The sequence below is a fragment of the Microbacterium meiriae genome (assembly GCF_032364335.1).
Taxonomy (GTDB): domain Bacteria; phylum Actinomycetota; class Actinomycetes; order Actinomycetales; family Microbacteriaceae; genus Microbacterium; species Microbacterium meiriae.
Window position 1 is genome coordinate 987617 of sequence record NZ_CP133984.1, and the last position, 21428, is coordinate 1009044.

The 21428-nt window shown below is 71.8% G+C and carries 16 protein-coding genes; 11 read left to right on the top strand and 5 right to left on the bottom strand.

What is annotated here, in order from left to right; genetic code table 11:
• The first annotated feature begins 16 nt into the window (after positions 1–16).
• From RI211_RS04750 to RI211_RS04770, 5 genes are all read left to right on the top strand, one after another.
• Positions 17–1534, top strand: a complete 1518-nt coding sequence (locus RI211_RS04750; protein ID WP_315637416.1) for a DNA-3-methyladenine glycosylase 2 family protein — start codon at positions 17–19, stop codon at positions 1532–1534.
• Positions 1531–2028: a methylated-DNA--[protein]-cysteine S-methyltransferase gene (locus tag RI211_RS04755; protein ID WP_315637417.1), complete on the top strand. Its 498-nt coding sequence runs from the start codon at positions 1531–1533 to the stop codon at positions 2026–2028. The genes RI211_RS04750 and RI211_RS04755 overlap by 4 nt, the downstream gene beginning before the upstream one ends.
• Positions 2029–2333: 305 nt before the next feature.
• A complete protein-coding gene (locus RI211_RS04760; RefSeq protein WP_259954281.1) occupies positions 2334–4280 on the top strand; it encodes an ABC transporter ATP-binding protein in 1947 nt (648 codons plus the stop codon).
• The gene (locus tag RI211_RS04765; RefSeq protein ID WP_060923216.1) at positions 4277–6088 is read left to right on the top strand and encodes an ABC transporter ATP-binding protein; all 1812 of its coding nucleotides are present in this window, start codon (positions 4277–4279) and stop codon (positions 6086–6088) included. The genes RI211_RS04760 and RI211_RS04765 overlap by 4 nt, the downstream gene beginning before the upstream one ends.
• 91 nt (positions 6089–6179) lie before the next feature.
• Positions 6180–7001 (top strand): hypothetical protein, encoded by an 822-nt coding sequence (locus tag RI211_RS04770; RefSeq protein WP_315637419.1) that lies wholly within the window; start codon positions 6180–6182, stop codon positions 6999–7001.
• 85 nt (positions 7002–7086) lie between these two features.
• Here the strand turns inward: RI211_RS04770 and RI211_RS04775 are convergent, their stop codons facing one another.
• Positions 7087–7545 carry a GNAT family N-acetyltransferase gene (locus tag RI211_RS04775; protein WP_101847088.1) on the bottom strand — a complete coding sequence of 153 codons (459 nt, stop codon included), beginning with the start codon at positions 7543–7545 and terminating at the stop codon, positions 7087–7089.
• Between the two features lie 164 nt (positions 7546–7709).
• Here RI211_RS04775 and RI211_RS04780 point away from each other — a divergent pair, with 164 nt between their 5' ends.
• A complete protein-coding gene (locus RI211_RS04780; RefSeq protein WP_315637420.1) occupies positions 7710–9929 on the top strand; it encodes an NADP-dependent isocitrate dehydrogenase in 2220 nt (739 codons plus the stop codon).
• 167 nt (positions 9930–10096) lie between these two features.
• On the opposite strand, the gene RI211_RS04785 is transcribed toward RI211_RS04780, so the two are convergent.
• Together RI211_RS04785 and RI211_RS04790 are read right to left on the bottom strand one after the other, a co-directional pair.
• Positions 10097–11584: a L,D-transpeptidase family protein gene (locus RI211_RS04785; RefSeq protein ID WP_315637421.1), complete on the bottom strand. Its 1488-nt coding sequence runs from the start codon at positions 11582–11584 to the stop codon at positions 10097–10099.
• Between the two features lie 116 nt (positions 11585–11700).
• The gene (locus tag RI211_RS04790; protein WP_315637422.1) at positions 11701–12105 is read right to left on the bottom strand and encodes a RidA family protein; all 405 of its coding nucleotides are present in this window, start codon (positions 12103–12105) and stop codon (positions 11701–11703) included.
• Positions 12106–12130: 25 nt separating this feature from the next.
• On the opposite strand from RI211_RS04790, the gene RI211_RS04795 reads away from it, so the two are divergent.
• From RI211_RS04795 to nagB, 5 genes are all read left to right on the top strand, one after another.
• Positions 12131–13348 carry an alanine racemase gene (locus tag RI211_RS04795; RefSeq protein WP_315637423.1) on the top strand — a complete coding sequence of 406 codons (1218 nt, stop codon included), beginning with the start codon at positions 12131–12133 and terminating at the stop codon, positions 13346–13348.
• Positions 13339–16611: a family 20 glycosylhydrolase gene (locus RI211_RS04800; protein WP_315637424.1), complete on the top strand. Its 3273-nt coding sequence runs from the start codon at positions 13339–13341 to the stop codon at positions 16609–16611. Before RI211_RS04795 ends, RI211_RS04800 begins: the two co-directional genes overlap by 10 nt.
• A gap of 79 nt (positions 16612–16690) precedes the next feature.
• Entirely contained in the window at positions 16691–17878 is a 1188-nt protein-coding gene (locus tag RI211_RS04805; protein WP_259951940.1) for an ROK family transcriptional regulator, read from the top strand.
• 31 nt (positions 17879–17909) lie between these two features.
• On the top strand, positions 17910–18875 hold the full coding sequence (locus tag RI211_RS04810; RefSeq protein ID WP_259951942.1) for an ROK family protein: 966 nt from the start codon (positions 17910–17912) through the stop codon (positions 18873–18875).
• Positions 18868–19647, top strand: coding sequence for a glucosamine-6-phosphate deaminase (gene nagB, locus RI211_RS04815; RefSeq protein ID WP_187663473.1), 780 nt, complete (start codon positions 18868–18870; stop codon positions 19645–19647). Before RI211_RS04810 ends, nagB begins: the two co-directional genes overlap by 8 nt.
• A gap of 10 nt (positions 19648–19657) precedes the next feature.
• Here the strand turns inward: nagB and RI211_RS04820 are convergent, their stop codons facing one another.
• Together RI211_RS04820 and RI211_RS04825 are read right to left on the bottom strand one after the other, a co-directional pair.
• Complete coding sequence (locus tag RI211_RS04820) at positions 19658–20065, bottom strand: NUDIX hydrolase (RefSeq protein ID WP_187663474.1); 408 nt, start codon at positions 20063–20065, stop codon at positions 19658–19660.
• Positions 20058–21422, bottom strand: coding sequence for an FAD-binding oxidoreductase (locus RI211_RS04825; protein WP_315637425.1), 1365 nt, complete (start codon positions 21420–21422; stop codon positions 20058–20060). Before RI211_RS04825 ends, RI211_RS04820 begins: the two co-directional genes overlap by 8 nt.
• Positions 21423–21428 lie beyond the last annotated feature (6 nt).

Here is a 21428-nt window from a genome sequence, read left to right on the forward strand (position 1 = left end):
TGAGAGAGTGGAGGACATGAGCCTCCCCGTGACCGCGTTCGACGAGCGTTACCGAGCCATCAGCGCCCGGGACACCCGCTTCGACGGCCAGTTCGTCACCGCCGTGCGCTCGACCGGGATCTACTGCCGTCCGAGCTGCCCCGCCCGCACCCCCAAGCCGCAGAACGTGACCTTCTATCCGACCAGTGCCGCGGCGCACGAGGCGGGCTACCGCGCGTGCAAACGCTGCCTGCCGGAGGCCGCCCCCGGGTCGCCCGCGTGGGACGTCCGCGGAGACACCGCCGCTCGCGCCATGCGGCTGATCGCGTCCGGCGTGGTCGAGCGCGAGGGCGTGCCAGGACTCGCGTCACGACTCGGCTACTCGAGCCGTCACCTCACGCGGCTGCTGACGACCGAGCTCGGCGCCGGACCTCTGGCACTGGCGAGAGCGCACCGCGCCCACACCGCCCGGATGCTGCTCGTGGGGACGGACATGCCCATCGCCGACGTCGCCTTCGCCGCCGGCTTCCACAGCATCCGCCAGTGCAACGACACGATACGCGAGGTGTTCGGCCTCACGCCCGGAGAGCTGCGCGCCCGCCGCCGCACGCCGTCCGCGTCCGTGCCGGGAACGATCGACCTGGTCCTGCCGTACCGGGGTCCCCTGGATGCGGCCGGGATCTTCGCGTGGATGGCGGCGCGGGCGGTGACCGGGGTCGAGGAGGCCACGGCCACGGCGTTCTCCCGACACCTCCGGATGCCCGGGGGCCCTGCGTGGTTCGAGGTGCGTCAGGAGGAGACGGAGCGGCTGCACCTCCGGGCTCGGGTCGCGCAGCTCGGCGACCTCGCGCCGCTGGTGGCGACCGCGCGTCGGATCTTCGACCTCGACGCCGACCCCCTGGCGATCGACGAGGCCCTGGCGGCGCACCCGCCCCTCGCCCCCCTCGTCGCACGCACCCCCGGTATCCGCGTGCCCGGAGCGGCCGATCCGCACGAGATGCTCATCCGCGCGATGATCGGGCAGCAGATCACGGTCGTCGCCGCCCGCACCGCGCTCACCGCCCTCACCGACGCGCTGGGGGAGCGGACGCCCGACGGCCTCCTGTTCCCGACGATGTCGGCCATCGCGGCTCACGGCGCCGAGGTGCTGCGGGGGCCTGCCGCCCGGATCCGCGCCCTCACCGGAGCCGCCGCCGCCCTCGCGGACGGGAGCCTGACCCTCACGGTCGGCGACGACGGCCCCACGCAGCGCGCGGCCCTGCTGGCGATGCCCGGCATCGGTCCCTGGACCGCCGACTACGTGCGGATGCGGGTGCTCGGCGATCCGGACGTGCTGCTGCCCGGTGACGTCGCCCTCCGCGCCGGAGCCGCGGCCGCCGGTCTCCCGGCCGAACCGAAGACCCTCACCGCCTGGGCGGAGCGCACGGCGCCGTGGCGGAGCTACCTCAGCGCGCATCTGTGGCGTGCCGCCCCGGTCCGCCCCGCCGGTCCGCGGAGCAGGACCGCCACCCGGCCCGCCCGCGGCCCCGAATCCGACACCGAGGAGACCTCATGACCGCACTCATCCAGACCCTCGACACCGCCGACGGTCCTTTCACGATCCTCGCCGACGAGCGCCAGAGGGTCCTCGTGTCGGGGTGGACCGATGACGTCGAGGCGATCCTCGGACGCCTGCCGTCCCGAAGCCGTCCCGACGCCGTGCGGGAGACCGAGACGGACGCGGCGGGCGCCGTCCGCGCGTACTATGCCGGCGACGTCACGGCGATCGACGCGGTCCCGGTCGCGCAGACCGGCACCGCCCTGCAGCTCGCCGGATGGGCGGCGCTCCGCGGCATCGCCCCGGGGGAACCCCTGACGTACACGGGCTTCGCGGCCCGGCTCGGCAATCCGCGTGCGGTGCGGGCCGCCGCGTCGATCTGCGCCCGCAACGCCCCGGCCCTGTTCGTGCCCTGTCACCGGGTGCTCCGCACGGACGGCTCTCTCGGCGGCTTCGCCTGGGGCCTGCCCGTGAAGGAGAGGCTCCTGGCGCGCGAACGCACCGCGCGCTGACCTCTCGGTTCGAAGAGCCCGCTCCCCGGAGAGCGGGCTCTTCGTCGTCTCGGGAATTCCTCTTGCGCTCAGCTGGTTCACAGGAATAGGCTGATGGGCTGTCGCGCCAACCGGACGACCTCGCCGAGCCCTGAGGAGGACACCATGACCACGATCGCCACCGCGCGGATCGCCACCCTCGGCTCGACCCCGGCGCGCCCGCTCTCCTAGAGCCCCCGCCCTCTTCTGCACCGGATGCCGGGCTCCGTGAGCCCGCTCTCGCATCCGTCCTTTCACTCTTCTCACCCTCGACTCCTCTGAGAGACATGTCTTCCACGTCTTCCGCGCAGAAACCGTCCCCCTCGTCCTCCCTCTCCACGCCCGCCGCGCTGTGGCGGCTCAAGCCGTTCGTGAAGCCGGTCATCTGGCGTCTCGCCGGCGGTGCCGCCAGCGCGCTCGCGGCCGCGCTCATCGCGCTGATGATCCCCATCGTGCTCGAACAGATCATCGGCGGGCCGGTGCAGTCCGGAGCCCTCGACGCGATCGTCTGGGGCGCGCTCGCCGTGTTCGCCCTCGGCCTCGGCGAGGCGCTCATGGTCTGGCTCCGCCGGCAGTTCGTGCTGTTCCCGGCCACGCAGGTCGAGTACCGCATGCGCACCGAGCTCTACTCGCGCCTGCAGACCCTCCCGGTCGCCTTCCACGACCGGTGGCAGTCCGGCCAGCTGCTCAGCCGCATGATGCAGGACATCGGCCTCATCCGCCGGTGGCTCGCCTTCGGCCTCGTGCTTCTCGTCGTGAACGTGCTGACGATCCTCATCGGCTCCGTCCTGCTGTTCCGCTGGCACTGGCTGCTGGGCACGATCTTCCTGGTGACGGCGATCCCGCTGTGGATCCGCGGCTACCTGTTCGAGAAGCGCTACGGCGCCCTCACGCGGCGCAGCCAGGACCAGGCGGGCGACCTCGCCACGAGCGTCGAGGAGAGCGTGCACGGCATCCGGGTGCTCAAGGCGTTCGGACGGGGCACGCACGCCCTCCGCCGCTTCAGCCGTCAGGCCGAGACGCTGCGCGAGACCGAGATGAGCAAGGCCCGAGCCATCGCCTCGATCTGGTTCTGGCTCGACCTCATGCCGCAGATCGCCTTCGGCCTGAGCCTGATGTCCGGCATCTGGCTCATCTCGCAGGACGCGATCACCTCGGCGGAGCTCTTCGCCTTCTTCGCGATGGCCGTCGTGCTGCGCTGGCCGATCGAGTCGATCGGCTTCCTCTTCTCGTTCATGCTGGACGCGCGCACGGCGACGGACCGCGTGTTCGACATCTTCTCGGAGACGAACACCATCACCGACCCCGCGAACCCCGTGCACATCGAGAACCCGCGCGGCGAGCTCGCGTTCGAGAACGCGCACTTCCGCTACCAGGACGCGGCCCCCGACGAGCGGGACCTGCTCGACGGCATTGACCTCGTGCTCCGACCGGGGGAGACCATGGCGCTGGTCGGGCTCACCGGCAGCGGCAAGACCACGTTGACGACCCTGCCGACGCGGCTCTACGACGTGACGGGAGGGCGGGTCACGCTCGACGGCGTCGACGTGCGCGACCTGACGCTCGCCGAGCTGCGCGAGCACATCGCGATGGCGTTCGAGGACGCGACGCTCTTCTCCGCCTCGGTCCGCGAGAACGTCCTGCTCGGGCGCGCCGACCTCGACGTGCACAGCCCCGAAGCCGAGCGCGTCCTGCGCGAGGCGCTCGACGTCGCGCAGGCCGCCTTCGTCGACACGCTCCCCGAGGGCGTCGAGACGGTCATCGGCGAAGAGGGACTGAGCCTGTCCGGCGGACAGCGCCAGCGGCTCGCCCTCGCCCGAGCGGTGGCCGCCAAGCCGCGGGTGCTCGTCCTGGACGACCCGCTGTCGGCGCTGGACGTCGACACCGAGGCCCTCGTGGAGGAGGCGCTGCGGCACGTGCTCGCCGACACCACGGCGATGATCGTCGCACACCGTCCGTCCACCGTGGCCCTCGCCGATCGCGTGGCGCTGCTGGAGGACGGCCGGATCACCGCGGTCGGCACGCACACCGAGCTGCTGAAGACGAGCCGGCACTACCGGCACGTCATCTCCAGCTTGGAGGCCGAGGAGGCGGCTCGCACCGGCGCGATCCCGATCATCCGCGACGAGCAGTCGGAGATCCACGACACCGTGCAGGACGGCATCCGCCAGGAGGCCGACGATGAGGCGCCGGGAAGCGCCTCCCGATTCGCAGGAGAGGAGGTGCAGCGATGAGCTCCCTCACCGGAACCCAGGACGAGGACCGCTCCCGCCTCACCACGGAGGAGAGCAGGGCGATCCGCCGTCGCTCGCTGCGGCTGCTCGGCTCGCTCGTGCGCCCGCTCAAGCCGCAGATCGTGCTCGCCGCCACGGTGCTCGTCATCTCGACGGCGCTGCAGGTGGCCGGGCCGATCCTCATCAGCATCGGCCTCGACCGCGCGCTGCCGGCGGTGCTCGACGATGCCGACTGGATGCCCACCTTCGTCGTCGGCGGGATCTATCTGCTCGCCGGCGCTCTGGCCGCCGTGCTCATCGCCTGGTACGTCATCATCGCGGCGAAGCTGACCCAGGCCGTCCTGCTGGACCTGCGCAAGCGCATCTTCCTGCACACCCAGCGTCTGAGCCTGGAGTTCCACGAGTCGTACACCTCGGGGCGGATCATCTCGCGGCAGACGAGCGACCTGGACTCCATCAAGGAGCTTCTCGACGGCGGGTTGAACGAGCTCGTCTCCGGCGTGCTCTTCGGTGTCTTCACGTTCATCGCCCTGTGCGTGTGGGACTGGCAGTCCGGCCTGATCCTCGCGATCGGCGGCGTGCCGCTGTTCTTCCTCATGCGCTGGTTCTACTCGCGCTCCCAGCTCGTGTACCGCGAGTCCCGGGTGATCAGCGCGAAGGTGATCGTGCAGTTCGTGGAGACCATGACGGGCATCCGCGCGGTCAAGGCCTTCCGGAAGGAGCCGCGCAACGACGAGGCCTTCCAGGGCGTGGCCGGCGAGTACCGGGACGTGAACCGCCGCTCGATGCTGCTGTTCGGCACGTTCGAGCCGGGGCTCATGGGCGTCGCGGCGCTCGTCCTGGGCGTGGTCGTGCTGTGGGGCGGCATCCGGGTCTCGGAGGGGGCCCTGACGGTCGGCGTGCTGCTGTCCGCCGTGCTCTACGTGCGCAACTTCTTCGCTCCGATGCAGGAGATCGCGATGTTCCTCAACTCCTACCAGTCCGCCACCGCGGCGCTGGAGAAGGTGTCGGGCGTCCTGGAGGAGGTGCCGACGGTGCCGGACCCCGAGAAGCCGGTGGACCTCTGGGAGTCCCGGGGGCACATCCGCTTCGACGAGGTCACGTTCGCGTACAACGAGGACAAGACGATCCTGCCGAACTTCTCGCTCGACATCCCCGCCGGGCAGACGATCGCGCTGGTCGGGACGACGGGGGCGGGCAAGTCCACGCTGGCCAAGCTCATCTCCCGGTTCTACGACCCGTCCGCGGGGACGGTGACCCTCGACGGCGTCGATCTGCGGTCGCTGCACCCGAAGGACCTCCGCCGCGCGATCGTCATGGTCACGCAGGAGGCGTACCTGTTCAGCGGGACCGTCGCCGACAACATCGCGCTCGGGCGCCCGGACGCGACTCTGGACGAGATCCGCGAGGCGGCGCGGGCGGTGGGCGCCGACGCGTTCATCTCGGCGCTGCCGGACGGGTACGACACCGACGTGAACAAGCGCGGTGGTCGTGTCTCGGCAGGGCAGCGACAGCTCATCTCGTTCGCCCGCGCCTTCCTCGCCGACCCGGCGGTGCTGATCCTCGACGAGGCGACGGCCTCGCTGGACATCCCGTCCGAGCGGCTGATCCAGGACGCGCTGCAGACGCTGCTGGCCGACCGGACGGCGATCATCATCGCGCACCGGCTGTCGACGGTGGCGATCGCTGACCGTGTGCTCGTGATGGAGCACGGCCGGATCATCGAGGACGACACCCCCGCCGCCCTGATCGGCGGCACCGGGAAGTTCGCCCAGCTGCACGCGGCCTGGCAGGAGACGCTCGTCTGACGTCCTGACGTGACAGTGGCCCCGGCATCCGTACGGATGCCGGGGCTTCCTCGTCCGGGCGCGGGTGCGCCGGGATCGGTAGCATCGAGGGATGGACCCCTTCCTCCTCGTCGCGGAGTGGTGGTGGCTCGCGCCGACCGCCGCCGCCGGGGTGACCGCGGGCGCGATCGGCGTCCGTCGGCGCAACACCCGCAGCGGCCGCCGGCTGGAGTACGACGCGGCCCGCCACGACCTCCGCGAGGCCCAGCAGCGCGCGGTGGTGCGACGGACGGCCCTGAAGGTGGCACGGGCCGACCTCGCCCGGGTCTCCGCCGAGCGGGCCGCGCAGCGGGCGAGCGCGGAGCAGGTGTCCGGCGCCCGACGCATGCTCAAGGAGCGTGAGCGCGACGCCAGGGCCGCGGCAGCCGACGTCCGCGCCCGGCGGGTCAGGGTGAACGCCGCTCGCGCCGCGATCCCCGCCGGCTCCGCGCCGCGGCCGCTGGAGCGCCTGTATGCGGAGCACGACGCGGTGACCGCGCGGTGGATGCGGTATGAGACAGACCCCGCGTTGCAGATCACCTATCCCGAGATGACGGACGTGAAGCGTCCGGAGACGGCCGCCTACCTGCGGGCCGCCGGTGCCGCGGTCGAGGCGCGTCGGCAGACGACGGGCCGGGTGACCGCCGCCGAGTACGCGGCGTACCGCGACGCTGTCGCGGAGCTGGAGCGGGCGTTCGAGGCCGCCGAGCACGCGGCGAAGGTCCAGACGGGCGAGGCACCTCCCACCGCGGCCTGGCAGGACGCCGCGCAGGACATGCTGCACCGCTCCGCGGAGGCCATCGACCGCGCAGCAGGTGCTGCCGCCTCAGCGCTCGCCGCGTGGAACAGTCGCCGGGGCAAGGGCACGCCTCCGGACGGCAGCGGTCAGCGCTGAGGAGGATCGAGGTCGAGCCGTCCGGCGGGATCCGAGGGCGACGGAGTCTCGATGGGGGAGGGGATTCGAGACCCCGCCGCCGGTCTCAGGAGGGGACGCGGATCTCGGCGATGACCTCGCCGTAGGCCGTCTCCCCGACGGGGGTGAAGCCGACGCGACGGAAGAAGGCCTCCGGGCCGTCCTCGCCCGCTTCGTAGATCACGTTGACGTGGTCGACGCCGCGGGTGCGCGCTTCGTCGATGAGGTTCTCGACGGCGAAGCGGCCGATGCCGCGACCCTGGTCGTCCGCGTCGACGTTGATGCGCCACAGCACGGAGCGGAAGTGCTCCTCCGGGGCCTCGTCGTCGAAGTTGGCGCTGACGAAGCCCACGACCTCGTTGCGGTCCAGGATCACCCGCTGCCAGGAGGTCTGCGGGTTGATGACGGTGGCCGCGATGCCGTACGAGACGGGCGCGAGGAACTGCTCCTGTCCGGGCTTGAGCGACAGGTTGTTCACGGCGACGATCGTCGCGGCGGAGAGTTCGACCATGCGCAGTTCGGACATGCCCCCAGGCTAGCCCCTCCGCTCACCGCATTCATCACTCGGGCGGACTTTTCACGGACCGGTCACGTGCCGGACCCCGTCGCCGGGAGCGCCGCTTCGGGGCGAGGGCCGCTCAGGTATCTTGGTATCGAGACAAATAGCCCTCGTGAACGGAGAACCTCCCGGTGACCGACGACGCCATCATCTACACCTACACCGACGAGGCACCGGCGCTGGCCACCGCCTCGTTCCTGCCGATCATCCAGGCCTACACGGGCCAGGCGGGCATCGAATTCGAGACGCGGGACATCTCTCTGGCCGGCCGCATCCTCGCCGCCTTCCCCCAGAAGCTCACCCCGGAGCAGCAGGTCGGCGACGCGCTGGCCGAACTCGGCGGCCTCGCCACGCTCCCCGAGGCGAACATCATCAAGCTGCCGAACATCTCCGCGTCGATCCCGCAGCTCAAGGCCGCCATCGCGGAACTGCAGCAGCAGGGCTACGACGTCCCCGACTTCCCGGACGAGCCCTCGTCGCTGGAGGAGAAGGACGTCCGCGCCCGCTACGACCGCATCAAGGGCTCCGCAGTGAACCCCGTGCTGCGCGAGGGCAACAGCGACCGTCGCGCACCGCTCGCGGTGAAGAACTACGCCAAGAAGCACCCGCACCGCAACAAGCCGTTCGCCGAGGGCTCGAAGACCCGCGTCGCGACCCTCGGCCACGACGACTTCAAGCACAACGAGCGCTCGTGGGTCGCCGCTCACGACGACGTCCTCTCCTTCCGCCACACGGCGAAGGACGGCACCGTCACGGTCCTCAAGGAAGGACTCAAGGTCCTCCCGCGCGAGATCATCGACGCGACGTTCCTCTCCGCGAAGGAGCTGGACGCCTTCCTCGCGGACACCCTCGCGGAGGCCAAGGCCGACGACGTGCTCTACTCGGTGCACCTCAAGGCGACGATGATGAAGGTCAGCGACCCGATCATCTTCGGCCACGTGGTGAAGGCGTTCTTCAAGGATGTCTTCGACCAGTACGGCACGCAGCTCGCCGAGGCCGGACTGAGCGCGAACGACGGCCTCGGCTCCATCCTCGCGGGCCTGGCGAACGTCACCGGTGGCGAGGAGATCGCTGCGGCGTTCGACAAGGCCATCGCCGAGGGGCCGCGTCTGTCGTACGTGAACTCCGACAAGGGGATCACCAACCTCCACGTGCCGAGCGATGTCATCGTCGACGCGTCCATGCCGGCGCTCGTCCGCAACGGCGGCAAGCTCTGGGGCAAGGACGGCGAGGAGGCCGACACGATCGCGGTCATCCCCGACTCGTCCTACGCGAGCGTCTACCAGGCGGTGATCGACGATGTGATCGCGAACGGCCCGCTCGACCCGGCCACCATCGGCACCGTGCCGAACGTGGGTCTCATGGCGCAGGCGGCCGAGGAATACGGCAGCCACGACAAGACGTTCGAGATCGCGGCGGACGGCATCGTCCAGGTGCTGGACAGCGAAGGCACCGTCCTCATCGAGCACGAGGTCGGCAAGGGCGACATCTGGCGCGCGACGCAGACCAAGCACATCCCGGTCATGGACTGGGTCAAGCTCGCCGTCGGCCGTGCCCGTGCGACCGGCGTGCCCGCGGTGTTCTGGCTCGACGCGAACCGCTCGCACGATGCCCAGATCATCGCGAAGGTGCACCAGGGCCTCGCCACGCTCGACACCAAGGGCCTGACGATCACGATCCTCGCGCCGGAGGAGGCGACGCGGTACACGCTGGCGCGCATGCGTCACGGTCTCGACACCATCTCGGTGACGGGCAACGTGCTGCGCGACTACCTCACCGACCTGTTCCCGATCCTCGAGGTCGGCACGAGCGCCAAGATGCTCTCGATCGTGCCGCTGCTCGCCGGCGGTGGACTGTTCGAGACCGGTGCCGGTGGCTCCGCTCCGAAGCACGTGCAGCAGCTGGTCGAGCAGAACTACCTCCGCTGGGACTCGCTGGGCGAGTTCTTCGCGCTCGCCGCCTCGCTCGAGCACTTCGCCGACCGCACGGGCAACGAGAAGGCCCGCGTGCTCGCCGAGACGCTGGACGCCGCGACCGGTACCTTCCTCGAGGAGGACCGCTCGCCGGGCCGCGCGCTCGGCACGATCGACAACCGCGGCAGCCACTTCTACCTGGGGCTGTACTGGGCGCAGGAGCTGGCGAAGCAGACGAAGGATCCGGAGCTCGCCGCGGCCTTCGCCCCGGTCGCCGAGAAGCTCGCAGCGAACGAGGAGGCCATCGTCTCCGAGCTCAACGCGGTGCAGGGCAAGCCCGTGGACATCGGCGGGTACTACCGCCCGGACGAGAAGCTCGTAGCGGCGGTCATGCGCCCGTCCACGACGCTCAACGAGATCGTCGACGCCCTGCGCTGAGACGACGGAAGGGGGCGGATGCTGCGGCATCCGCCCCCTTCTCGCTGTCCGCCCTCCGCCAGGCCCGAGCACGACTGCGGAGCGCGACCGCGACACGCTGGGAGAGGGGACGCCTCGACGGCGTGTCGTTCCGCCTCTCCGAAGCTGTGCTCGGCACGCGAACCGGATCAGTTGTAGACGGAGACCTCGAGGCCCACGGGGGACCAGTCGTAGACGTACTTGGCGAGGTCGATCGGCAGGTTGACGCAGCCGTGGCTCATCCGGTTGCCGAAGTTGTTGTGCCAGTAGGTGCCGTGGAAGCCGATGTTCGGGGCGAACCACGTGATCCAGGGCACGTCCTCGGTGCAGTACGGCGCACCCTCGTAGCAGCCCATGTCCTGCATCGACGTGTGCGCGAAGACCTTGAAGTTGCCGGTCGGCGTCGGCGTACCGGGCAGGCCCGTCGAGACCGCCCAGGACTGCACGACCTTGTCGTTCTCGAAGAGGTAGGCGCGCTGCGTGCTGAGGTTGATCTCCGCACGGCGGAACAGGTTCGTCGTCTCGAACGGCGTCTCGGTCACGGAGAGCGCGAAGGTGCCGTCGCCCGCGGCGAGCTGCGTCGCGAAGTCGTCGGCGATGCCGTCGGTGTCTCCCAGGGCGCGTCCGGTGGCGCCCTCCTTCTCGGCGCGCAGCACATTCCCCGCGGAGTCGACGATGTTGGTCGCGTTCACGGGCGCGCGGTCCACGGCGGCGGGCAGCGTGTCGACGGTGGTCTGGATCGCCGCCGGATCCGCCTCGATGCGGAGCTGGCCGTCTTCGTCGACCACGGTCAGCCAGGACGCGGCGACCGCGGGGGAGACCGGGACGGTGCGCTCCTTGCCGACGTAGAAGCCGATGGTGGACAGCATGGTGTTGAGGGTGGTGGCGGTGGCCGTCGCGTCGTCGTCGGACACGGCGGGCAGGGCTTCGACAGGGCCGCCCGGGTACTCGAAGGTCGTGCGTCCGTCGCCGACAGCCTCGACGAAAGCAGCGTTCAGATCGGCCACGTCGACACCGGTGCCGGGAACGGACGGAGTGACGGTGTAGGTGCCCTTCGCGGCGTCGAACACCACGGCGGCGTCGACCGGGTCGACGAAGCTCCCGGGGACGGCCGCCCGGAGCGCGGCGGATGCGGTCTCCTGGTCGAGGACGATGTCCGCGGGCACGGGGTCGCCCATCCAGGCGCCGAGATTCCACATCGGATGCGCCGAGAACGCGGCATCGGCGAGGGCCGTGGCGTCGGCGGTCGCCCCCAGGTCAGCGCCGGTGAGCACGGCGTCGTCGCCGTCGCCCGTGAGGGTGACCTCGGTCTGGGCGAGGTGCGTGCTGATCGTCTCGGCGGCGGCACCGGGAGTCATCCAGCCCACCGGGATGCCCGCGACGGTGGTGCCGGGGGCGATGAGGATCATCGAGGCGGCGCCGGCGCCGAGCGCGACCACGCCGAGGCCGAGACCGATCCACAGGCCGAGGCGGCGTTTCTTCGGGGCCGGCTCGACGGGAGCCCAGGCCAGGGGCTGCTCGCCGGTCTGCGGCGGGGCCGTGTCGGTCGCCGCCTCCGGCGTCAGGACGCTCGTCGGGGTCGCATGGTCGGGCTGTGCCCCCGTCGCAGTGCCCGGCGTGGAAATCAGATCGGTCACGAACTACACCCCCCGCAGTCTCGACGTGTCCTGTCGTCCATGGTACGGGATGGCTGGTAACGGGGAGGCAACGGTCCTGATAGGGTGCCTCCCCGTTCGCCAGGGGTGTCGGGGTGTCAGCCGATGACGGCGAGCCCGTCGATCTCGACGAGCATCTCCTCGCGGGGAAGACCGGTGAAGACGGTGGTGCGCGAGGGCAGCACGCCGCTGGTCGTGTGGGCCTCGACGAACGCGCCGTAGGCCTCGTTCATGATCGGGAAGTCCTCGCGCGTGGTGAGGTACACGCGCAGCATCACGACATCGTCGAACGTGGCGCCGGAGGCCTCCACGATGGCCTTGACGTTCTCGAGCGTGCGGGTGGTCTGCGCCGCGACATCACCGGGGTACAGGTACTCGTTGGTCTGCGGGTCGACGGGGCCCTGGCCGGAGACCTGGACGATCGGGCCCTTGCGGACGCCCTGGGAGAACGTGTGCGCGGGAGCGGGGGCGGCGTCGGTGGAAACTCGTGTCTTCGCGGTCATGCCGCCAGCCTAGTAGCCTTGTTAGATGCCTCTACAAATTCCGGATCCCGTCCTCGGCGCCTGGGCGAAGGGGTTCCCGGCGCACGCCGCCGGGCTGCGTCTGTCGGAGGTCGGCGGTGCGGGGCTGCGCCTCTCGGACCTCGGCACGCCGGTGCTCACGGTGCATGCCGACGCGATCGCACACAACGAGGACACCGTGTTCGGCTGGGCGGGGCGAGAGGGCGTCCGCCTCGCCCCGCACGGCAAGACCACCATGGCGCCCGCGCTGTGGCAGCGCTTGCTGGACGCCGGGGCCTGGGGGATCTCCGTGGCGACGCCGTGGCAGGCCCGCGTCGCCGTCGACGCCGGTGTCCCGACGGTGCTCATCGCCAACGGGGTGACCGACGGCGCTGCGGCCCGTGAGCTCGGGGCGCTGCTCGCGGCCGACGAAGGCCTGCGGATCCTGTGCGGGGCGGACTCCCTCGCCGGCGTGGCGATCCTCGCCGATGCCCTCGCGGACGCCCCGCGTCCGCTGGACGTGCTCGTGGAGCTCGGCGGTGCGCAGGGGCGCACGGGTGCGCGGACCGTGGCGGAGGGCGAGCGCATCGCCGCGGCGATCATGGCCGCCCCCGGTCTCCGCCTCGCCGGAGTGACGGGCTACGAAGGCCCCTTCGGCCCCGATCGCTCCGCGGCGTCGGTCGCCGCGGTGGACGGCTTCCTGGCCACCCTCGTCGAACTGCATCGCCGACTGGAGTACCCCGACGGCGTCCGCCCCGTGCTCAGCGCGGGCGGCAGCTCCTTCCCCGATCGCGCCGCCGCGGTCCTCGGCGCCGCGGGAGCGGACGCCGAGGTCGTGCTGCGCTCCGGTGCCTTCCAGATCCACGACGACGGCTTCTACTCCCGCATGTCGCCGTTCGGTCCGCTCACGGACACCGCCCCGCTGCGCTCCGCGATGCACGCGTGGTCGCGGGTGGTCTCGCAGCCCGAACCCGGCCTCGCCCTGCTCGACGCCGGGCGGCGGGACGTGCCGTTCGACATCGACCTCCCGGCGCCGCAGTCGGTCGCCGGCACCGTGACGGCCCTGAACGACCAGCACGCCTTCCTCCGGCCGGCCGACGGGGCGACCGTCGCCGTCGGCGAGGTCGTGCGCCTCGGCCTCTCGCACCCGTGCACCGCGTTCGACAAGTGGCGCGTCGTCGCCGTGATCGACGACCCCGACGCCGCGGACCCGCGGGTGATCGGGGCGGTGGCGACATGCTTCTGAGCGCGGAGAAGGCGGCGGCGGGCCTCGTGCGCGTCTACCGGCGGGCGACCGTCGTCGACGGCACCGGCGCCCCGCGCTTCGTCGCGGACGTCGCGGTGGAGGGGGCCAGGGTCGTCGCCGTCATCTGCGACGGCGACGGGACGACGCTGGAGCTGCCGGACGACGCGGTCGAGGTCGACGCGTCCGGCCTCGTCCTGGCGCCCGGTTTCATCGACATGCACGCGCACAGCGACCTCGCGGTGCTCCAGGGCGCCGCGCACGACGCCAAGATCCGTCAGGGGGTCACGACAGAGGTGCTCGGCCAGGACGGCCTGGGCTACGCGCCGCTGGACGAGGCGACCGCCGCCGTCATCCCCGCCCAGATCGCGGGCTGGAACGGGCGGCCGGCGGAGGTCCCGTGGCGGTCGATGGACGATTTCCTGGAGGCGATCGACGTCGCCGCGGTGGCCAACGCCGCGGTGCTGGTGCCGCAGGGCAACCTCCGGATGATGGTGGTCGGGCACGATGACCGTCGGGCGACCCCCGCCGAGATCGTGGCGATGGCCGACCTCCTCGGCCAGGCCCTGGATGCCGGGGCCTTCGGCATGTCGAGCGGCCTGACCTACACCCCGGGGATGTACGCCGACGTCGCCGAGCTGGAGGCGCTCTGCCGAGTGGTCGCGGAGCGCGGCGGCTACTGGGCGCCGCACACCCGCAGCTACGGGCGGGCGGCGCTGGATGCGTATCGCGAGGCGATCGAGATCGGCCGCCGTACCGGGTGTCCCGTCCATCTCACGCACGCGACCATGAACTTCGCGCCGAACCGCGGGCGCGCCGCGGAGCTGCTGGCGCTCGTCGACGAGGCGACGGCCGACGGCGTCGACGTGACGCTGGACACCTACCCGTACCTCCCGGGGGCGACCACTCTCGCGGCGCTCCTGCCGAGCAGGCTGGCGGCGACCGGCGACCTGCTGGGCGTCCTGGCCGGCCTGGATGCGGAGGGGCGCGAGGCCGTCCGCGTCGAGCTGGAGGAGATCGGCTGCGACGGGTTCCACGGCGAGGTGGCGGACTGGTCGGTGATCCAGATCTCGGGGACGGGCACCCCCGCTCTGGCCGGCCTCGTCGGCCGCACGATCGCCGCCATCGCGGCGGAGACCGGGCAGCGCGCCGTGGACGTCGTGATCGACACGATCCTCGCCGATGCGGGCGCCACCGGCGTGCTCATGCACATCGGCGACGAGGACAACGTCCGCGCCATCATGCGGCACCCGCGGCACTCCGGAGGCAGCGACGGCATCCTCATCGGTGCCCGGCCGCACCCGCGCGGCCGCGGCACATTCCCTCGCTACCTCGGTCACTACGTCAGGGACCTGGGGGTGCTGAGCCTCGAGGAGGCCGTCCGCCATCTCTCCGGCAACCCGGCCGCCCGCTTGGGCCTCGACCGCGGTGACGCGCCGCGCGGTGTGCTCCGCGAGGGCGCCACCGCCGACCTGGTGCTGTTCGACCCGGAGACGATCGCGGCCGGAGCCACGTTCGACGACCCGCACGGTGCGCCGCAGGGCGTGCGCGAGGTTCTCGTCGGCGGTGTGCCGGTCGTCATCGACGGCGACCCCACCGGTGCGGTCGCAGGCCGCGCGCTGCGGATGCCCCCCTCGGCGCCGCGCGCGACGGTGCCGCACGTCGTCGCAGAGATCGACTCCCTGGCTCCGGGCTTCCGATGGACCCCGTCGACGCCGATCGAGGCGGCACCGGAGCTGGCCGCGGCCGTCGCACGACTCGGCGGCGGGGGAGCGGACGACACGCTGCCCGCCATCCGCCTCGTGATCGATCCGGAGCTGGGCGCCGCGGCATCCGCGGCAGGGCGCCATGGCCCCGAGGCCTTCCGCGTGACCGTGACGGCCGCGGGGATCGAGATCGCGGGGGCGACGCCGGAGGGGGTCTTCCGCGGCGCGACCACGCTCCGTCAGCTCCGCGACCCGGACCACGACCCCGCTCTCCCCGCGACGATCCCGGCAGGGCGCTGGGAGGGCTCTCCCGCCTACGCCTGGCGTGGAGCGATGCTCGACGTGGCGCGTCACTTCCGCCCTGCGGAAGACGTACGTCGTCTCATCGACCTGCTCGCCGATCACCACCTCAGCATCCTGCACCTGCACCTGACGGACGATCAGGGCTGGCGCTTCGAGGTGCCGGGGTATCCGCGCCTGACCGAGGTCGGTGCGCGGCGCGAGGCCACGCAACGCGGCCACGGCCCTGAGGCCACGGTCGAGCCCGGCGTGCACGAGGGCTTCTACACGACCGCCGAGCTGCGCGACCTCGTGCGGTATGCGGCCGACCGCTTCGTCACTCTCGTGCCCGAGGTGGAGCTGCCGGGACACATCCAGGCCGCGCTCGCCGCCTACCCGGAGCTGGGCAACCTCGACGTCGGGACGCCGCCCACCGGGCCGTGGGAGCGTTTCGGCGTGAACGCGCGCACCCTCGCGCCGACCGAGGAGGCGCTGGCCTTCGGCCGTGCCGCCATCGATGCGCTGTGCGATGCGTTCCCGTCCGCGTGGATCGGGATCGGCGGCGACGAGGTCCCGGTGACCGAGTGGGCCGACAGCGCCACGGCCGCCGCGCGGATGCGGGAGCTCGGGCTGGCCACCGCGCACGACGTGCAGCCCTGGTTCACGGCGCACTTCGTCGCGCACGTCCGCCGCAGGGGACGGACGGCACTCGCCTGGGACGAGGTGCTGGAGGGCGAGGTCCCGGAGGGCGTGCGCATCCTCGCCTGGCGAGGGCCGGTCGCCATGCGCGAGGCGCTGCGGCGGGGGATCCCCGTTGTCGGGTGCCCGGATCTCGAGGTGTACCTCGACTACCCGCAGTCCGAATCGGCTGAGGAGCCCATCCGCGTCGGGCCCCCGCTGACCATCGAGCGCGCGTACTCGTTCGAGGTCGTCGACGGCGCGGTCGGCGGGCAGGCGAACATCTGGACGGAGCACCTGCCGAGCAGGGACCGGGTCGACTTCGCGATGTTCCCGCGCCTCGCCGCGATCGCGGAGCGGTTGTGGGACGGGGGAGAGCCCGCGCCCTTCGCCCACTTCGCCCGGCGGCTGCCCACGCATCTGCGGCGCCTCGCCGCGGTCGGCGTGCGGTATCGTCCGCTGGACGGGCCGTCGCCCGAGCAGCGGCGACCGGGGGTTCCCGGCAAACCCATGACCGTCGAGACCCGGGAGGGGATCGTCGCCGGGCTCGTCGAGCGGCTGCTCCGGATGGCGGCGGACGACGAACCACCGCGGTCGGCATGATGTCACGTTTCGGTAACCCTGCCCGCGGAATCGCGCGGAACAGTTGCACAAATCCTGTTCGTAAGGTCTACTAACAAACATGTCCGTTTCGGATGATCAGCGCCCCGCGGCGACGACTGACTTCGTCGCCGCGAACGCGCACGCCTTCGGCCCCGCGCGGCATCTCCGCTCGCGCACCAAGGTGCTCCCCGAGCACGCCCGCGGACACAACCGCGCGCTCGTGCTGCAGACGCTGTATCACTCGGGGGCGATGAGTCGCGCTGACCTCTCCCGCGAGACCGGCCTCACACGCGTCACGATCTCGGATCTGGTCGCGGAGTTCATCGCCGACGGCATCGTCGTCGAGATCGGCGTGCGCGAGGCCGTCGGCCCCGGCAAGCCGCCCATCCTCATCGACATCGATCGGGTGGGGCATCAGATCATCGGGCTCGACCTCTCCGGTCCGACCGCCTTCGAGGGCGCCGTCCTCAGCCTGGACGGCGACGTGCTGGAGCGGCGGCAGGTGCCGCGTCCGGAGACGCCGGACGGCGATGCCGCGTATGAGGCTCTCCGCGGCCTCGCGCAGACCCTCGTCGAGATCGCCACGCAGCCGGTGCTCGGCGTCGGCATCGGCACCCCGGGCGTCGTGCGCCCCGACGGCCTCGTCCTCAGCTCGCCCAACCTCGGCTGGACGGACTTCCCGCTGGAGGCGAAGCTCAGCGCCGACCTCGACCTGCCGGTGCTCGCACGGAACGACGCCAATGCCGCGGTCCTCGCCGAGTACACGTTCGGCGAGGCGGAGGCCGACTTCATGCTGATCAAGATCGGTCGAGGCGTGGGTGCTGGGCTGATCACCGGAAGCCAGCCGCTCCTCGGCAGCCGTTTCGCCGCCGGGGAGATCGGTCACGTCGTCGTCGGCACGGACGGCGGCCCTCGCTGCGCCTGCGGCAAGATCGGCTGCCTGGAGGCATGGCTGAGCGTGAGTCGCATGCAGGAGGCGCTCGACGCCGACCCGGCCGCGCGCGAGGAGATCCTCCGCGACTCCGGGACGCGCATGGCGATCGCGATCGCCCCGATCGTCGCCGCCCTGGACCTGTCCGAGGTCGTGCTCTCCGGGCCCGCCGAGCTGCTGGACGGCACGCTCATCGACGCGGCCGTCGAGACGCTGCACGCGCGGACGCTCGAGGGCGTCTTCGAGGACGTCATGGTGCGGCTCACCCGTCAGGACGACATCGTGCTCCGCGGTGCCGCCGTCATGGTCCTCTCCGGGCAGCTGGGGGTGTCGTGACATCCGCGACCATGATCGGGAACGGCATCCGATGATCGTCCCCGCCTCCGCCGACCGCGCCGGTCGGCCCCTTCGCGTGGGCCTGGACGTCGGCGGCACGAAGATCGACGCCGTCGCCGTCGATCCGGCAGGGACGATCCTCGCCCGCCTCCGCCGCCCGACCGGGTGGGGAGAGGACGCCGTCGTCGACAGCATCGTGTCGACCGTCGCCGCCCTTGCCGAGGAGAGCGGACTGCCGCTGTCCGCGGTCGGATCCGCCGGCATCGGCATCCCCGGCCTCGTCGATGCGGAGACCGGCCGCGTGCTGCACGCCGTGAATCTCGGGGTGGAGTCGCTCGACCTCGCGGCGCGCGCCGAGCAGGCGCTCGGCGTTCCCTTCCGGGTGGAGAACGATGTGAAGGCCGCCGCGCTCGGCGCCGCGGTCCTGAGCGACGTCGCCGGCTCCATGGCCTATCTGAACCTCGGCACCGGCGTCGCCGCCGGCATCGTGGTGGACGGCCGCATCTGGCGCGGCGCACGCGGGACCGCCGGCGAGGTCGGACACCTCTCCGTCGATCCCCGCGGCCGGCTGTGCGGGTGCGGGCAGCGCGGCTGCGTGGAGACCTTCTGCGGCGGTGGGGCGCTGGCCAAGGCGTGGGGACGTCCCGGTGCGCTGCCCGTCAAGGACATCGTCGAGGCGGCCGACGCGGGCGATCCGCACGCCCAGGCCCTGCAGGCGGACCTCTTCTTCGGGGCCGCGGCGGCCGTGCGCGTGCTCGTGCTGTCGGCCGACGTCGAGACCGTGGTCATCGGCGGGGGACTCACCGCTCTCGGCGGCCGGCTGGCGGCGGGGGTCCGTGCCGCCCTGCACGCCGGTGCCGAGGCGTCACCGTTCCTGAAGTCCCTGCGGCTGGATGAGAGAATCGAACTGCTCCCCGCGGGTTCCCCCGCCGCCGCTTTCGGCGCCGCTCTGGTGGGCGCATCCATTTCTGAGAAGGAGATCGTTCCGCATGGCTGAGGTCGTCATCGTCGAGAATGCCGAGGCCGCCGGCGCCCTGGTCGCCACCGAGATCGTCGAGCTCATCGACAGCCGTCGGGACGCCGTCCTGGGGCTCGCGACCGGATCGACGCCGCTGCCGGTCTATCAGGCTCTCCGCAGCCGCCTCGCGGGACGCGACGTGTCGCAGGTGCGCGGCTTCGCGCTCGACGAGTACGTCGGCATCGACCCGTCCCACCCGGAGAGCTACCGCTCCGTGATCACCCGTGAGGTGGTGGAGCCGCTCGGCCTCGACCCGGAGCGCATCCACGTGCCGAACGGCGCGCAGGCCACCATCCAGCACGCCGGTGAGGACTACGACGCGGCCATCGCGGCGGCCGGCGGCGTCGACCTGCAGATCCTCGGCATCGGCACGGACGGCCACATCGGGTTCAACGAGCCCGGGTCCTCTTTCGCGTCCCGGACGCGGGTGAAGACCCTCACCGAGCAGACGCGCGAGGACAACGCCCGTTTCTTCGACTCCATCGACGACGTGCCGATGCATTGCATCACGCAGGGCCTCGGCACCATCCTCGAGGCCCGCCACCTCGTGCTGCTGGCATTCGGCGCCGGCAAGGCGGAGGCGGTGGCCGGCGCGGTCGAGGGGCCGCTCACGGCGCTGCTGCCCGGATCGGCCATCCAGTTGCACCCGCACGCCACTGTCGTCGTGGACGAAGCCGCCGCGTCGAAGCTGCAGCTCGCGGACTACTACCGCTACACGTTCGCGAACAAGCCCTCCTGGCAGGGCATCTGACCCGGACGGGCTAGCGCGCTGCGGCGGGCCAGGCGAGCGGCAGCAGGTGCTCGACGCTCAGCGGGGCCAGCGGAAGCGTCGCGACGTCCGCCGGGGTGATCCAGCGCAGTTCGGCGAGCTCGGCCTGCACCCGGACCCCGTCGGGATCGATCGAGGCCGAGAACGCGTCGGCCACGACGCGGTGCCCCGGCTCGTTGGCGGCCGCCGACACGAAGCGCCCCAGCGGCCGGAGGTCGGTCTCCGCGAGCTCGAGACCGAGCTCCTCGTGCAGCTCCCGGATGAGGGTCTCGGCGGGGGACTCGCCCGCTTCCGGCTTCCCTCCCGGCTGCATGAAGCGCGTCGTGCCGTGCTTGCGGACGACCAGGACGCGGCCCTCCGCATCGACGATCACGGCCGCGCTCACGTGGATGTCAGGCATCGGGGGAGAAGACCTTTCCGGGGTTGAGGATGCCGAGCGGATCGAACACGGCCGCGATGTCGCGCTGAAGGCGCCACTGGTCCTCGCCGAGTTCGTCGGCCAGCCATCGTCTCTTGAGGACGCCGATGCCGTGCTCGCCGGTAAGGGTTCCGCCCAGCCGGATCGCGGCGCGGAAGAGCTCATCGGCCGCCTCCCACACCTGGGCCGGGGTCTCCGGGCCCTCGAAGATGAAGTTCGGATGCAGATTGCCGTCGCCCGCGTGTGCGACCGTCGGGATCACCATGTCGAACTCCCGCTCGATCCGTGCGATCTCGTCGAACATGGCCGGCATGGCGCTCCTCGGCACGGAGACGTCCTCGATGAGGGTGGTCCCGAGCGACGCCATCGCGGCGTGCATGGATCGCCGGACCGCGAGCAGCCGATCGCCCTCGACGGGGTCGTGCGAGACCACGGGGACGCCCTCGTGGGCGCTCAGGATCGCGGCGATGGCCTCCGCCTCCGCGCGGGCGGCGGGGCCGTCGGTCTGGATCGTCAGCTGCGCGGCCCCCGGCGTCGGTGCCGGGAGCCCGAGGAGGGCATGGACGGCGGTGAGACTGGCGGCATCCATGAGCTCCATGATCGCCGGCTGGATTCCCGCAGCGGTCACGGCGGCAGAACCCGCGGCCGCGGCTCGCACGCCGGGGAAGGTCGCGGTCACCGTGCAGGTCTCGCCCGGCACCAGTCTGCGCAGCTTGAGCGTCGCCCTGACGACGACGCCGAGCGTTCCCTCCGATCCCACCACGAGAGCGGTGAGGTCGAGCCCGGTCACGCCCTTCACGCTGCGGTGGCCGAGGTGCAGCAGGCGACCGTCCGCGAGCACGAGGTCGACGCCGAGGACCGCATCCCGCACGACACCGTACTTCGCGCAGAGGAGTCCGCCGGCTCCGGTCGCGATGTTGCCACCCACCGTCGAGATGTCGCGGCTGGCGGGGTCAGGGGCCCACCAGAGGCCGTGCGCGGCCAGGTGCGCGTTGAGGTCGGCGTTGAGGATCCCGGGTTCGACCACGGCGAGGAGGTCGTCCGGTCGCACCTCGAGGACGGCGTCCATCCGGCGGAGGGAGAGGACGATCTCGCCGTCACCCGCATTCGCGGCGCCGGCGAGCCCCGTCGCGGCGCCGCGCACGACGACGGGAGTGCGCGTGGCGGTGGCGATCCGCATCGTCTGCTGCACGTCGTCCACGCTCTCGGCATGGACGACGGCCAGCGGGAGGCCCACCGCGGCATGACCGGAACGGTCGGACCTGGCGTCCTGCCTCGCCTGCTCCCTGACGTCCACGCGCGCCCCGAGGGCGTCGCGGAGCAGCGAGACGACGCTCACGACCGT